The 15,626-nt window shown below is 38.0% G+C and carries 9 protein-coding genes; 4 read left to right on the top strand and 5 right to left on the bottom strand.

The genetic code is table 11. From position 1 onward, the window contains the following. Positions 1-112 precede the first annotated feature (112 nt). The 3 genes from uvrA to glnA all read left to right on the top strand — a co-directional run bounded on the left by uvrA (position 113) and on the right by glnA (position 5,112). Entirely contained in the window at positions 113-3,028 is a 2,916-nt protein-coding gene (gene uvrA / locus V5N67_RS05940; RefSeq protein ID WP_332060978.1) for an excinuclease ABC subunit UvrA, read from the top strand. 281 nt (positions 3,029-3,309) lie between these two features. Next, entirely contained in the window at positions 3,310-3,648 is a 339-nt protein-coding gene (locus tag V5N67_RS05935; RefSeq protein WP_332060977.1) for a P-II family nitrogen regulator, read from the top strand. A 54-nt stretch (positions 3,649-3,702) separates the two neighbouring features. Continuing rightward, the gene (glnA, locus tag V5N67_RS05930) at positions 3,703-5,112 is read left to right on the top strand and encodes a type I glutamate--ammonia ligase (RefSeq protein ID WP_332060976.1); all 1,410 of its coding nucleotides are present in this window, start codon (positions 3,703-3,705) and stop codon (positions 5,110-5,112) included. 649 nt (positions 5,113-5,761) lie between these two features. On the opposite strand, the gene V5N67_RS05925 is transcribed toward glnA, so the two are convergent. Then, the gene (locus V5N67_RS05925; RefSeq protein WP_332060975.1) at positions 5,762-6,544 is read right to left on the bottom strand and encodes an ATP12 family chaperone protein; all 783 of its coding nucleotides are present in this window, start codon (positions 6,542-6,544) and stop codon (positions 5,762-5,764) included. A 204-nt stretch (positions 6,545-6,748) separates the two neighbouring features. Then, on the bottom strand, positions 6,749-7,732 hold the full coding sequence (locus V5N67_RS05920; RefSeq protein WP_332060974.1) for an RluA family pseudouridine synthase: 984 nt from the start codon (positions 7,730-7,732) through the stop codon (positions 6,749-6,751). A gap of 210 nt (positions 7,733-7,942) precedes the next feature. On the opposite strand from V5N67_RS05920, the gene V5N67_RS05915 reads away from it, so the two are divergent. Continuing rightward, on the top strand, positions 7,943-9,718 hold the full coding sequence (locus V5N67_RS05915) for a glucan ABC transporter ATP-binding protein/ permease (RefSeq protein ID WP_332060973.1): 1,776 nt from the start codon (positions 7,943-7,945) through the stop codon (positions 9,716-9,718). A gap of 97 nt (positions 9,719-9,815) precedes the next feature. On the opposite strand, the gene alaS is transcribed toward V5N67_RS05915, so the two are convergent. The 3 genes from alaS to V5N67_RS05900 form a co-directional block, all read right to left on the bottom strand. Beyond that, the gene (alaS, locus tag V5N67_RS05910; RefSeq protein ID WP_332060972.1) at positions 9,816-12,479 is read right to left on the bottom strand and encodes an alanine--tRNA ligase; all 2,664 of its coding nucleotides are present in this window, start codon (positions 12,477-12,479) and stop codon (positions 9,816-9,818) included. A gap of 215 nt (positions 12,480-12,694) precedes the next feature. Next, entirely contained in the window at positions 12,695-13,738 is a 1,044-nt protein-coding gene (gene recA, locus V5N67_RS05905; RefSeq protein WP_332060971.1) for a recombinase RecA, read from the bottom strand. A 569-nt stretch (positions 13,739-14,307) separates the two neighbouring features. Then, a complete protein-coding gene (locus V5N67_RS05900; RefSeq protein ID WP_332060970.1) occupies positions 14,308-15,621 on the bottom strand; it encodes a replication-associated recombination protein A in 1,314 nt (437 codons plus the stop codon). Positions 15,622-15,626: the final 5 nt, after the last annotated feature.

Here is a 15,626-nt window from a genome sequence, read left to right as displayed (position 1 = left end):
AAAATTTGCAATTTCTTTCCACGTTAAAGTAATTAAACACATTGTAATTCCCAAAAAACAGTTTTATTTCATTTCAAATGTTCAATTTTTGTTACATATGCCAAGGATAGACATGACTCATCAAAAATACATCTCCATTCGCGGCGCACGTGAACATAACCTTAAAAATATTGATCTAGACCTCCCCCGTGATAAATTAATTATCATAACAGGGCTTTCTGGCTCAGGAAAATCATCCTTAGCTTTTGATACAATTTATGCTGAAGGCCAGCGCCGCTACGTTGAAAGCCTTTCAGCTTATGCACGCCAATTTTTAGAAGTGATGCAAAAACCAGATGTCGACCGAATAGATGGTCTTTCTCCAGCCATCTCCATTGAACAAAAAACGACCAGCCGCAATCCTCGCTCAACGGTGGGAACTGTCACCGAAATCCATGACTATATGCGCCTTCTTTTTGCACGTATTGGTGTCCCTCATTCCCCTGCTACGGGACTTCCCATTGAAAGCCAGACCGTAAGTCAAATGGTCGATCAAATTATGGACTTACCAGAAGGTACGCGGATTTTTATTATGGCACCCTTAGTGCGAGGACGAAAGGGAGAATATAAAAAAGAGCTAACAGAACTTTTAAAGAAAGGCTTCCAACGCGTTAAAGTTGATGGAAAATTTTATGAAATTCCTGATGTTCCTCCCCTTGATAAAAAATATAAACACGACATAGATGTAGTCGTTGACCGCATTGTTGTGCGTGACGATATTATGTCTCGCTTAGCTGACAGTATAGAAACATGTTTAAAGCTAGCAAATGGAATTGCGGTTGCTGAAATGGCAGATCAACCTTTGTCACAAAAAGAAAATACAAAAGAATCTGTCAATAAATCGAAAAATGAAACACATAAGCGGTTTATTTTTTCGGAAAAATTTTCCTGTCCTATATCTGGTTTTTCTATCCCTGAGATTGAACCACGACTCTTTTCATTTAATAATCCTTTCGGAGCCTGCCCTATTTGTGATGGACTAGGCATAAAAAAGATAATCGATCCAGAAAAAATCGTACCCAATAAAAACCTCACCTTAAAAGCTGGAGCAATTGTCCCTTGGTCTAAATCATCTTCATGTTTTCATAACAAAACCTTAGAAATATTGGGAAAAATTTATAAATTCAAACTCACGGATAAATGGTGCGCACTTTCCGATGAGGCACAAAACGTTATTTTATATGGCACAAAAAGCAAAGAAATTTTTTCTAACCATAAAAATGATTTAGATGAGGATAAAATAACTCAATATTTTGAAGGTGTTATTCCGAATATGAAACGACGGTGGGAAAAACCAGATTCGGCATGGTCACGTGAAGAAATTGAGCGTTATATGTCTTCCTCACCTTGCCCAACTTGTCATGGTTATCGTTTAAAACCAGAAGCATTAGCTGTAAAAATCCACGGGATGCATATTGGGCAAATATCAGAACTTTCTATCTTAAAAGCAAATGATTGGTTTACTGACATTCACCAATATTTGACTGAAAAGCAGCGTCATATTGCAGTACGTATTTTAAAAGAAATTCGTGAACGTTTGGCTTTTTTAAATGATGTCGGACTTGAATATCTTACCTTATCTCGAAATTCAGGCACACTTTCAGGAGGAGAAAGCCAACGTATTCGGTTAGCATCCCAGATTGGATCTGGTCTTACAGGCGTTCTTTATATTTTAGATGAACCATCTATTGGTTTACACCAACGCGATAATGAACGTCTCTTAAAAATGCTGCGCCATCTGCGCGATCTCGGCAATACAGTTATTGTTGTCGAACATGATGAAGATGCCATTCTTACTGCAGATCATATCGTTGATATTGGTCCTGCCGCAGGTGTTCATGGTGGAGAAATCATAGCGCAGGGAACACCACAGGAGATTATAGAAAATCCATCTTCCCTCACAGGTCAATATCTTTCAGGAAAAATGGCCATTACAGTGCCTACTCAACGACGCCAAATATCAAAATCAAGAACACTCAAAGTCATCGGCGCTCGAGGTAATAACCTCAAAAATATTAATGCTAACATCCCTCTTGGAACCTTCACATGCATAACTGGCATTTCAGGTGGAGGAAAATCAACATTCCTCATTGAAACCCTTTTCAAAGCTGCATCACGTCACATTATGGGAAGTCATCATAGCCCAGCAAGCTATGACAAAATTGAAGGTTTAGAATTTCTTGATAAGGTCATCGATATCAACCAAGCACCCATTGGACGCACCCCGCGTTCTAATCCAGCAACCTATACAGGTGCGTTTACTCCAATCCGTGAATGGTTTGCCGAATTGCCAGAATCAAAAGCTCGCGGTTATAAAGCTGGACGTTTTTCATTTAATGTTAAGGGAGGACGGTGTGAAGCATGTCAAGGTGATGGAGTTATCAAAATTGAAATGCATTTTTTACCCGATGTCTATGTTACTTGCGATGTATGCCAAGGAAAACGCTATAATCGAGAAACGCTGGAAGTAAAATTTAAAGGAAAGTCTATTGCAGATATCCTAGATATGACAATCGAAAAGGCAGAGAATTTTTTTCAAGCTGTTCCTACTATTCACAACAAAATGAAAACTCTCATAAAAGTCGGTCTCGGTTATCTTAAAGTAGGGCAGCAAGCCACAACACTTTCTGGCGGTGAAGCGCAACGCGTAAAGCTTGCCAAAGAACTTTCACGCAAAACAACAGGGCGTACACTTTATATTTTGGACGAGCCAACAACAGGGCTACATTTCCACGATATTTCTAAACTTCTTGAAGTACTGCATGAACTTGTCGAACAAGGCAACACAGTTGCAGTAATTGAGCATAATCTTGAAGTCATCAAGACCGCCGACTGGATTATTGACTTAGGGCCAGAAGGGGGGGATCGTGGCGGTGAAATCGTTGCAGTTGGACGTCCTGAAGATATTATTAATGTTCCCACTTCCTATACTGGAAAATTTCTGAAAGAAATTTTGCTGCGCCGGCCTTTATATGATCCCAACTCTTAAAAAAGTTGCCACATTATAGAACACCAATAGCACTATAAAAAAAGAAAGCGACATGTTTCTTATTGTATCATTTTGATTTTTTTTACAAACTTTTGTAGCTTTTTTTCCACAAAATAACAGCTCTTTATTTTCTATGCTGTAAGAGAATCTTTCAAAAAAAACACATAGTTATATGATTTTTGACTTTTCCGTGTAGAAAGTATCTGTTTGCACATCTCACGGTTGCCAATATAATGCAATGCAGTCTAAAAAGACAAAATAACGTTGGAGATAATTTCAGCATGAAGAAAATTGAAGCCATTATAAAACCTTTCAAACTTGACGAAGTGAAAGAAGCGCTTCAAAAAATTGGATTACATGCTATTACCGTAACAGAAGCAAAGGGTTTTGGGCGTCAAAAAGGACATACAGAACTTTATCGTGGCGCTAAATATGTTGTTGATTTTTTACCTAAAGTAAAAATTGAAATTGTTATTGCCGATGAAATGCTGGAGAAAACTATTGACGCAATACGTAAAGCAGCTCAAACAAGACATATCGGAGATGGAAAAATATTCATTTCTTCTATTGATAATGCCATTCGTATTAGCACTGGCGAATCTGGAACTGATGCCCTTTAATCCCCAAAATTTTTCACCTTTTTTATCCACCTCAATCCAATAAGGAAATGGAATATGACAACCGCATCAGATATTCTTAAACAGATTGCAGACAATGACATACGTTTTGTCGATTTACGCTTTACCGACCCACGAGGAAAGTTGCATCACGTCACAATGGATATTGCAGAAATCAACGAAGATACATTTAATGACGGTGTTATGTTTGACGGCTCGTCAGTTTCTGGATGGAAAACAATTAATGAATCCGATATGGCACTGATGCCAGACCCAGAAACAGCACATATTGATCCTTTTTTTGCTCAATCTACTTTAGTCATATTTTGTGACGTACTCGATCCTGTTTCTGGAGCATTTTATCGTAGAGATCCTCGTTCTATTGCCAAAAGAGCTGAAGTTTATATGAAATCCTTAGGAATCGGAGATATAATCAATGTAGGTCCAGAGGCAGAATTTTTTATTTTTGATGACGTGCGCTATAAGACTGACCCTTACAACACAGGATTTAAGCTTGATTCAAATGAGCTTCCATCAAATGATGACACTGAATATGAAATGGGAAATCTCGGTCACCGTCCACGAATGAAGGGCGGTTATTTCCCAGTTCCTCCAATCGACTCTTGCCAAGATATGCGCTCTGAAATGCTCACAACACTAAAAGATATGGGCGTTCGCGTCGAAAAACACCATCACGAAGTAGCTGCAGCCCAGCATGAATTAGGTATTCGTTTTGACACTTTAGTTCGTGAAGCTGATAAGATGCAAATCTTTAAATATGTCGTGCATCAAATAGCAAATAGCTACGGAAAAACAGCAACTTTTATGCCAAAACCAGTTTTTGGTGATAATGGATCAGGTATGCATGTACATATATCCATTTGGAAAGACGGTAAACCGATCTTTGCAGGAAATGAATATGCAGGACTATCAGAAACCTGTTTATTCTTTATCGGTGGTATTATTAAGCATGCAAAAGCAATCAATGCCTTCACAAATCCATCAACCAATTCCTACAAGCGTCTAGTTCCTGGTTATGAAGCCCCTGTTCTTCTTGCCTATTCTGCACGCAATCGCTCTGCATCTTGTCGTATTCCAACAAGTTCTTCACCAAATTCAAAACGCGTAGAAGTTCGTTTTCCAGATCCAACAGCAAACCCATATTTGGCGTTTTCCGCACTCTTAATGGCTGGTCTTGATGGAATCAAAAATAAAATTCATCCTGGACACGCCATGGACAAAGATCTTTATGATCTTCCTCCAAAAGAACTCAAAGAGATCCCGACGGTCTCGGGAAGTCTACGCGAAGCGCTTGAAGCACTTGATAAAGACCGTAGCTTTCTTAAAGCTGGCGACGTTTTTGATGATGATCAAATTAATTCTTTCATTGAATTAAAAATGCAAGAAGTTTTACGTTATGAAACAACTCCTCACCCCATTGAATTTGATATGTATTATTCTGTCTAAAAAATAGACTATTCTTTTCAATTTAGAAATGGAGATTTTAAGTCTCCATTTTTCGCGGTATTTTTTTCAGAAAGCGCAATGAAATTTTTGCAAATGTACTTTCCTTGATCAATTATCAAGACTTTTCATGCCGCGAATGCATATTCTTCTTCATATTATCCTTTTGCGCATTACTTTTTATGCCAGCTACTCAAGTCTCTATAATCAACAATTAAAAATTTGACCTCCTGAGAAAGCAGCACTTACTTATAGACATATTAAATACCATCCTTCCTCAATCACCGAATAGTCTAATTGTAAAAAAAATCATGAAAAACCAAATAGAACATTGGCAAAAAATTATAAGATTAAAAATGCCTAATCGATAAAAGAGAAAACATGAAGATAAAGTTATAATGGTACCTCCCTATTTTATTTATAACTGCACCACAACCAATACTGGGAAAGTTCTTTATCTTTAACTGAGGTTATTGCCCTTCTTTACAAGAGCCGCATAAGATATTTTATCCGTGGCAATAAGCGCAGCAATCTTCAACATAATCAGAAAAATATCTCTTAGACTGGCAATATAAAAACGAATCTACCAAAAATCATAAAAATCGTGATTTTTAAAACAGATGCACATTGATAAACAGAAGTAAATTTAACTTTACAAACAAACTTTAATGACTGTAGCTGCTGCATTAAATTCAGCTTTCTTATAAACACGACGTGCTATTGCTTCCTCGTCAGTTCCCCATTGTTCCATCATCCAATTTTCATCTAAATGCGCAATATCCCAAGCATGATCTGAATCGATTTCCCCTGCAGCAACCGCAAAAGCAATGAGGGCTGATCCTGTTAAAGTTGTTATCGTATGCAATGCTGCAAGCATATAAGGAGATTTTACTTTGCGTAAATAATTGCTCGCTGCTTGAATAGCTTCTCGTGATTGCTCAACATGCATAAGTCCTTCTACCAAATTAAAACGTGAACCAAGTTTTTCTTCTGCCCAATCCAGCACAGGATCCCATTTCTCACATTGCAGTTGTATCAACTCTTTTGGTGCTGGTGCACGATAAAATAGCATATCGCACGCAACAAAACGCAATAAATCTTCAAAAACAACCTGCATATTATCAGCTATACCATCAATAACGGTGTTAACAAGACGCGTAATCGGCATTTTTGCAGGATCAATAACCTCTTTCTGATTCTCAAATTCCTGTGCCACTAATGTAGCAAATCTTTCTGTTGGTACGAAAAAATAACGTTTTGCTGGTGTTTTAACTGGATATTCATCCAATAATATAGCAAAGCCTCTCTCTTCACACGTAACTCTCACTTTTTTATAAAATCGTTTAGGTAGTGACTGATATGAAAGTTTTTGAGTCTCATGAACAGAATGATTTTTATTCAAAGACATATCAAAGTGATCAAAAATTTCACGCATATCGTTATACCTATATTATTTTTAATAAATCTATTGGTTTGTTGGGGAAAAATCTGTACTAACTTTTTGTACAATAGGTACAGTGTAATAATTTAAAAAACATCAATTGTAGTTACACTAACCACTTTTACACCTGTGTAGTAAAAATTACATCAATATTTTTGCACATAATCAAACAAAATAAGCTGCAAAATTTTCTATTTATTATTCTGTGTCTCCATCAGTCTCACTAAAAGCTAAAAGATTAAAACTTTGTAGCATATGAGGTGGTAAAGGTGCTACGATATCCAATATTCCTCCTGAAGGATGAGGAATGCTAATACGACGTGCGTGAAGGTGAAGTCGATTTTGAATGCCCCCTGGAAATTTCCAATTGCTATCAGAAAAAAAATATTTTGCATCACCGATAATAGGATGATCCATATGAGCAGCGTGCACACGTAACTGATGTGTTCTGCCAGTATAAGGCTCCATTTCAAGCCACGAAAGAGTTTGTCCTCGAGTATCTAAAACGCGATAATAAGAAACCGCATGACTAGAATCTGGCTCCCCATGTTCACAAACACGCATTTTATCCCCCTGCGCAGCTATATCTTTGACCATCCATGTTGAAATTTTATCCTGCTTCTTTCTAGGAACTCCCCGAACCAATGCCCAATAAGTCTTTTTCGTTTCCCGTGCTCTAAAAGCAGCAGTCAAAGCCTGTGCAGCTCCCCTTGACCGAGCAACAATGAGTACACCTGATGTCTCACGATCAAGACGATGAACCAAACGCGGTTTTTCACCTTTTTTATTGCGCCATACTTCAAGCATACTATCTATATGGCGCGTCAAACCAGAACCGCCTTGTACAGCTAAACCTGCCGGTTTATTAAAAACGAAAATTTTTGGATCTTCATAAAGCAGCATTTTTTTCAAAACGGTTTCGTCATCCTGTCCACGAATAACTTTATCCGTAATAAGAAGATTCTCTTTACTATCAATAGGTAAGGGTGGAACACGGACGGATTGCCCCATCAAAATACGTGTATCGGCTTTAACACGCCCACCGTTAACCCGTATCTGACCAGAACGTAACAATTTTTGCAAAGATCCAAACCCAAGTCCTGGATAACGCGCTTTAAACCAGCGATCTAAACGCATTCCGCTCTCGTCTGCCTCAACCTTTTTTATTTCTACACCCACCATGACAGTCCTCTTGCCATATAATTTTGTTGACCTATTTTTGCGATATAATTTTATCAACACAAGATAATCAACATCTGATAAAATTGAATTTATCACACCACATTACAGTTCGTATCAAAAATTGCATTTTCTTACAGTTAAAATTTTATTAGCTCAAAGGATGGCTTGCAATAATCTTTATGCTTACAATAGCTATTGGAGATACCATCTGTGTCCTTATTCAAAACTTATGCTCGTGTCCTTACTTATTTAAACAAAGAAAAAAATACATCTCTTTTAATCTGTATTGCTAATGTTATATTAGCTGTTATTACCATTGCAGAACCCATTTTGTTTGGGCGCGTCATTGATGCTATTACAGATAAATCAGACATTGTTTTCACCCTCACAACTTGGGTATGTTTTGGTATTTTTAATATTGTTGCTTATGTTCTTGTTGCTCGTAGCGCTGATCGTTTGGCACATAGACGCCGTTTAACTGTTTTAATTGAATCTTTTGAACGTATTATCGCTATGCCACTCATGTGGCATCAACAGCGCGGGACTTCTAACGCCCTCCATATACTATTGCGCGCCATAGATTCTATGTCAACCATATGGCTTGATTTTATGCGTCAACATCTCTCAACTCTTGTTGCGCTATTCGTTCTTATACCTATTGCCTTTAACATGAATTGGCGTCTTTCAGTAGTCTTGGTTGTCCTTGCCGTTATCTATGTATTGATTGCACGTTTAGTGATGCGAAAAACAAAAGACGGACAAGCCGCTGTAGAATGCTATCATCATAACCTTTTTAAGCATGTCAGTGATTCAATCTCCAACGTTTCTATTGTACAAAGCTACAATCGAGTAAAGGAAGAAACTTCAGCACTGCATAAGCATACAAACAATCTTCTTAAAGCACAAAACCCTGTTTTAAATTGGTGGGCTCTTGCAAGTGGATTAAACCGAATGGCCTCAACCATTTCAATAGTGTGTATTTTTCTCCTTGGAGCTTTTTTTGTAACAAAAGGTCAATTACGTGTGGGTGAAGTTGTCGCTTTTGTCGGCTTTGCGCAATTAATGATTAGTCGTCTAGATCAAATTAGCAATTTCATCAATGTAGCAGTATCCTCACAAGCAAAATTACAAGAGTTTTTTGAAATGGAAGACTCAACTTTTCATATCAATAAACCTGAAAATTTACCCTGTCTCTCAAATATTAAGGGTGCAATACAATTTCATCACGTTACTTATAAGTTTCCAAATTCTTCTCAAGGTATTTTTGACATTTCCTTTGAGGTTGAAACAGGACAAACTGTCGCTATTGTCGGACCAACAGGCGCTGGAAAAACAACATTAATCAATTTATTGCAGCGCGTGTATGACCCAACATTTGGACATATCTCTATTGACGGAATAAATATACGTTCCGTTAATCGCGAATCCTTACGTAAATCTTTAGCAACAGTATTTCAAGACGCTGGTCTTTTTGATCGTAGTATTCGCGATAACATTGCGATAGGAAAAGCTACCGCAACGGATGAGGAGCTTCATGAGGCCGCAAAAATAGCAGCTGCCCATGATTTTATTCTGAAAAAAACTGATCGTTACAATACATTAGTTGGTGAACGAGGTTCTCAATTGTCAGGTGGAGAAAGGCAACGATTAGCGATTGCACGTGCAGTTTTAAAAGATGCTCCCATTCTCATTCTGGATGAAGCAACCAGTGCTCTTGATATTGAAACAGAAGCCAAAGTTAAAGACGCTCTTGATTGTATAAGCCAAAACCGCACCACTTTAATTATAGCGCATCGTCTTTCTACAGTTCGCCACGCTGATCTTGTGTTATTTTTGGATCATGGACACTTAATTGAAAAAGGCAGTTTCCAAGAATTAATCAATAAAGGTGGCCGATTCTACAAATTATTAAAAGCTGGTGGTTTAACAATTGATCAACCAATGAACGAAAATGTAACGCAATTGCGTGAAGCCATTGCGTCATAAAGGTTTGGGTAACTACAAAAAAATTCCATTCCCTGTTTTGCCACAAAAGTCGCTGACAAACCCAAAAGCTTAACAAACACACCGAATTAATCAGAAATTATCCTTCAAGAGAAGCTTTCAACGTTGCAAGAGCCTCACCAGCTTTTTCTCCTTTAGAACCACCAGCCTGTGCCATATCAGGACGACCACCACCACCTTGACCACCAAGAACATCTGCAACAACACGAACCAAATCAACAGCATTTAGCCTATCAGTTAAATCATCAGTAACACCAACAACAGCGCTTCCCTTGTTATCTTCTGACACATTAATAAAAGCGATCACTCCAGACCCAATTTGCTTTTTTCCAGAATCTACCAATGCCTTAAGATCCCGTGGTGAAATATTTTTAACAACACGCCCCATAAAAGAAATACCGTTGACGATAGTAATATCTTTTTGATCACTTTTTATAGTCTCAGCATTCAGCACAATTTTCTTTCGTGCATCATTTAACTCTTTTTCAAGTTTACGGCGATCATCAAGCAAAGCTTGAACACGTTCCTCCACATCAACAGAAGAAGTTTTTAAAATATTCGCAACTTCACGGATTCTTTCTTCTTGGAGATTAAGATAGAGACGCGCAGCTGTACCAGTTAAAGCTTCAATACGGCGAACTCCAGCGGCAACAGAGCTTTCAGAAACAATATGAATCAAACCAATATCCCCTGTCCTCTCCACATGCATGCCTCCACAAAGCTCAACTGACCAACATTTTTTAAATTCCTCTTGTCCAAACTGCTTCCCCATAGAAACAACGCGAACTTCATCACCATATTTTTCACCAAATAACGCCATCGCTCCTTCAGAAATTGCGTCATCCACTGCCATGAGGCGTGTTGTTACTTCACTATTTTGTAAAACAATATCATTTGCTAAATTTTCTATTTTTTTCAACTCTTCTAAAGAAACTGATTTTGGATGGGAAAAATCAAAACGCAACCGATCCGGCGATACAAGAGAGCCCTTCTGTGTAACATGAGGTCCTAATATTTGACGTAAGGCTTCGTGCAATAAATGGGTAGCAGAATGATTCGCACAGATTTTTTTACGACGAGCAATATCAACAGTTAATTCTACACAATCAGATGTCTTTACTTGACCAGATTTAACTTCTCCAATATGAACAAAAACACCATCACCCTTTCTTTGAGTATCATGTACCTCAAAAATAAAGCATTCGCCAGCAATGATCCCGCTATCACCAATCTGCCCACCAGATTCGCCATAAAAAGGGGTTTGATTAACAACAAGAGCAGCTTTTTGTCCTGAAAAGATATGGTCAACAACTTTACCATCACATACAAGAGCTGTAATAATGCCTGCAGCCTTTTCTGTTTCGTAACCTAAAAACTCTGTAGTCCCCACTTGATCACGAACAGAAAACCAAATAGTCTCTGTTACAGATTCACCAGAACCAGACCAATTGGCGCGCGCTTCCTCTTTTTGACGTTCCATCGCTTTATCAAAAGCATCAACATCAACAGATATCCCACGACGTCGAAGAACATCTTGCGTCAAATCAAGTGGAAAGCCATATGTATCATAAAGTTTAAAAGCAATTTCACCGTTAAAGTGATCCCCTTCTATCAAATTGACACTCGCCTCATTCAATAAACCAAGTCCTCGTTCAAGAGTTTTACGAAAACGTATTTCTTCTAATTTCAAAATTTCTGAAATCAAAGATTCAGCACGCACTAACTCAGGATAAGCTTGACCCATTTCGCGAATTAAAGCAGGCAAAAGACGCCACATCAACGGTTCTTTAGCACCAAGAAGATGAGCATGACGCATAGCACGACGCATAATACGACGTAAAACATATCCCCTGCCTTCATTGGAAGGAAGAACACCATCCGCAATTAAAAATGCAGATGAACGAAGATGATCAGCAATCACACGGTGGCTCGCAACAAAATCACCAATTGCCTCAACCCCTGTTAACTCTTGTGACGCACCAATTAATGCACGAAAAAGATCAATATCATAGTTATCATGAACACCCTGTAAAACAGCAGCAATACGTTCTAATCCCATGCCTGTATCTATAGAAGGACGAGGCAATTCAACACGTTCTTCTTTACTCACTTGCTCATACTGCATAAAGACAAGATTCCAAATCTCAATAAAGCGATCACCATTTTCATCAGCGCTTCCAGGAGGACCTCCCCAAATTTTATCACCATGATCATAAAAAATTTCTGAACAAGGGCCACAAGGACCTATATCTCCCATCGCCCAAAAATTATCAGCTGTCGCAATACGGACAATTTTTTCATCTGGAAGACCTGAAATTTTACGCCATAATTCAGCAGCAACATCATCACTATGATAAACAGTCACCAATAATCTCTCTTTTGGAAGGCAAAATTCCTTTGTTAAAAGATGCCATGCAAAAAAAATTGCCTCTTCTTTAAAATAATCTCCAAAAGAAAAATTACCCAACATTTCAAAAAAAGTATGATGGCGCGCTGTATAACCAACATTGTCAAGATCATTATGCTTTCCACCCGCACGTACACATTTTTGTGCTGTTGTAGCTTGTTTATAAGAAAGCTGTTCAAGCCCAGTAAAAACACTTTTAAACTGCACCATTCCTGCATTTGTAAACATGAGTGTAGGATCATTACGTGGAACAAGTGGACTGGAAGAAAGAACTTTATGTCCATTAAGATGAAAATAATCCAGAAAAGTTGACCGAATGCTATTAACGCTATTCATATTGACACCTGCAGAGTACAGAATAAAAGAAAAACACCACCTTTTATTAAATACCTTCTTTTTCACTCGTAGAATCGATTTAATCAAAGACAGAAATATTTTTTAAAAAAATTGAAAAGTAAACGATCTTATATTTAAAAGTTTTAAAAAATAAAAATAGAAAAAATTTTAAATGACGTATTAAATGATGTAATTGTATTTAAACAAACACTCCATCAAATTGTTTCATCACTTTCTATATTCTCTGACCCTGCATTTTCTAACAATTCAATCGCAATCAAACCAGCATTTTGACGCAAAGCCTTTTCGATTTCCGTAGCTATTTCTGTATGTTCACGTAAAAACTGCTTCACATTTTCACGCCCCTGCCCTAAACGTTGAGAATTATAAGAAAACCACGAGCCAGACTTTTCTACAATGCCAACTTTGACTCCCAAATCAATCAACTCACCTAATTTGGAAATGCCCTCACCGTAAATAATATCAAACTCAACCTGTTTAAATGGAGGTGCCAATTTATTCTTTACCACTTTAACGCGCGTCTGATTGCCAACAACCATATCCCGATCTTTAATTGCCCCAATGCGGCGAATATCCAAACGAACAGAAGCATAAAATTTTAGAGCATTTCCACCTGTTGTCGTTTCAGGAGAACCAAACATTACCCCAATTTTCATACGAATTTGATTAATAAAGATAACCATGCAGTTAGAACGAAAAATTGATGCTGTAAGTTTTCGCAAAGCTTTACTCATTAACCGAGCTTGTAATCCAGGTAAAGCGTCACCCATCTCACCATCAATTTCTGCACGCGGTGTCAAAGCCGCCACTGAATCAACAACGAGCACATCAACTGCACCAGAGCGAACAAGTGTCTCAGTAATTTCTAATGCTTGTTCACCAGTATCCGGCTGAGAAATAAACAAATTTTCTAAGTCAACACCAAGCTTACGTGCATAAATAGGATCAAGAGCATGTTCTGCATCTATAAAAGCGCAAACCCCACCAGTTTTCTGTGCCTCAGCAATAGCATGAAGAGCCAGTGTAGTCTTCCCAGAGCTTTCTGGTCCATAAATCTCAACAATGCGTCCTTTCGGTAATCCACCTACACCTAAAGCAATATCGAGAGATAATGAACCTGTTGGAACTGTTTCAATTTCAACAACTTGCTCTTTTTGCCCAAGACGCATAATTGAGCCTTTACCAAAAGAACGTTCAATTTGTGATAGAGCTGCATCTAGAGCTTTTGTTTTATCCACGATTATATCCTTACCAAATCACAACAATCCAGTCTTCAGTGTATACTGTTCTTTTAACTTAACTAAAGCCTTGAGTTTAGATTTTCACAGACTATTTCCATTTTTATTACCGTATTGTGTCCACAACATCTCACTACCGCATAAAAAAGAGAGAAGCTTGGCACATTTATAGCTCTCCTCCCCAAAAGAAACAATTTAAATTTCGCCACAACACTTTAATACACATCTCTTTAACATTTCCTTGTAAGAAATTTAAAGATAAGCTCCCCTTAATAATTACCTCATTATTGATATTATCACCAATCAAAACTATGCAATACTGCATTCAATGCAAACTTTTAAATTACAGAGCAGCCTATAATTACAACTGCACAAACCATTCCTTAAAACCTCATTTTAAGGCGTAAAGATATATGAATCTTCTGATTATACAAAAAGGAAAATATTTCACTCTATAGAAAATAATAAGCGCTTTAAGCATGAATCTAAACTGTAATTAGAGTTATATAATCGGAATAAAACGAGTCCGAAAACAATAAAAAAATTTCACCTCAACTAAAATTTTACTTTTAATTGCCCCGTTCTTGTCGTAATTTTTTCCACCACTCAAGACGCTTAACAATCTCACGCTCAAAACCACGTTTTTGCGGCTGATAATAAATTTGGTGCCCAAGTTTTTCAGGAAAATATTCCTGTCCTGAAAAAGCATCTGGTTCATCATGGTCATAGCGATAACCACGCCCATACCCTTCCTTTTCCATAAATTTTGTAGGCGCATTAAGAATATGTCTAGGAGGAGGCAAAGAACCATATTTGCGCGCGCAATTCATAGCCGCCTTATAAGCAAGATATGTTGCATTTGATTTTGGTGCAGTCGCAATATAAAGACATGCTTGCGCCAAAGCCAACTCCCCCTCAGGAGATCCTAAATAATCGTAAGCATCCTTCGCTGCATTACAAATGACAAGAGCTTGCGGATCCGCCAAACCAACATCTTCGACAGCCATACGAACTAATCTTCGTCCGATATATAAAGGATCTTCACCCGCATCAAACATACGCGCCAAATAATAAAGGGAAGCATCAGGATCAGAGCCACGAACTGATTTATGCAATGCTGAAATGAGATTATAATGACCATCCCGTCCCTTATCATAAATTGGAGCGCGACGTTGAATAATTTCTTGTAGAGCTACAGAATCGAAAAGCTCTCCTGGTTGTGCAGCACACCAAATTTCCTCTGCCAATGTTAATGCTGCCCGCGCATCACCATCAGACATCCTTACCAAAACATCTCTAGCATCACCATCCAAGGGAAGTCTCTTCCCTTCCACTTCCTCAGCACGCTTCAAAAGTACATTTAAACTTTCATTATCATGAGGAAAAAAAGTCAAAACACGTGCACGAGAAAGAAGAGCAGCATTAAGTTCAAATGATGGATTTTCAGTTGTTGCACCTATGAGAGTCACAGTCCCATCTTCCATAACGGAAAGAAAACTATCCTGCTGAGCACGGTTAAACCGATGAATTTCATCAACAAACAAAAGCGTTTTACACCCAGACATAAAGCGACTCTGAGCGACTTCAAAAATCTTCTTAAGCTCAGCAACTCCAGTAAAAATAGCAGAAACTTGCTCAAAAGCGAAATTTGTTTCAAGTGCTAATAAGCGTGCAATCGTTGTTTTTCCTGTCCCTGGAGGTCCCCAAAAAATCATTGAACCAAACGAACCAGATGCCACCATGCGCGAAAGTAAGCCATTTTCTCCAATCAGATGATTTTGTCCCGTTACATCATTAAGAGAGCGAGGACGCATCCTTTCTGCAAGCGGTCGATTTTTATCAACTTGAAAATCAAAAGACGAAGTAAAAAAATCTTTACTCAAAAAAA

The organism is Bartonella rhinolophi, from assembly GCF_036576165.1.
Lineage (GTDB): Bacteria > Pseudomonadota > Alphaproteobacteria > Rhizobiales > Rhizobiaceae > Bartonella.
Note: the sequence above shows the minus strand (reverse complement) of the source record. Positions and strands in the feature narration are given on the sequence as shown.

Coding starts and splice junctions, on each gene's coding strand:
- uvrA (WP_332060978.1), top strand. CDS start 113: ATGACTCATCAAAAATACATCTCCATTCGCGGCGCACGTGAACATAAC.
- V5N67_RS05935 (WP_332060977.1), top strand. CDS start 3,310: ATGAAGAAAATTGAAGCCATTATAAAACCTTTCAAACTTGACGAAGTG.
- glnA (WP_332060976.1), top strand. CDS start 3,703: ATGACAACCGCATCAGATATTCTTAAACAGATTGCAGACAATGACATA.
- V5N67_RS05925 (WP_332060975.1), bottom strand. CDS start 6,544: ATGCGTGAAATTTTTGATCACTTTGATATGTCTTTGAATAAAAATCAT.
- V5N67_RS05920 (WP_332060974.1), bottom strand. CDS start 7,732: ATGGTGGGTGTAGAAATAAAAAAGGTTGAGGCAGACGAGAGCGGAATG.
- alaS (WP_332060972.1), bottom strand. CDS start 12,479: ATGAATAGCGTTAATAGCATTCGGTCAACTTTTCTGGATTATTTTCAT.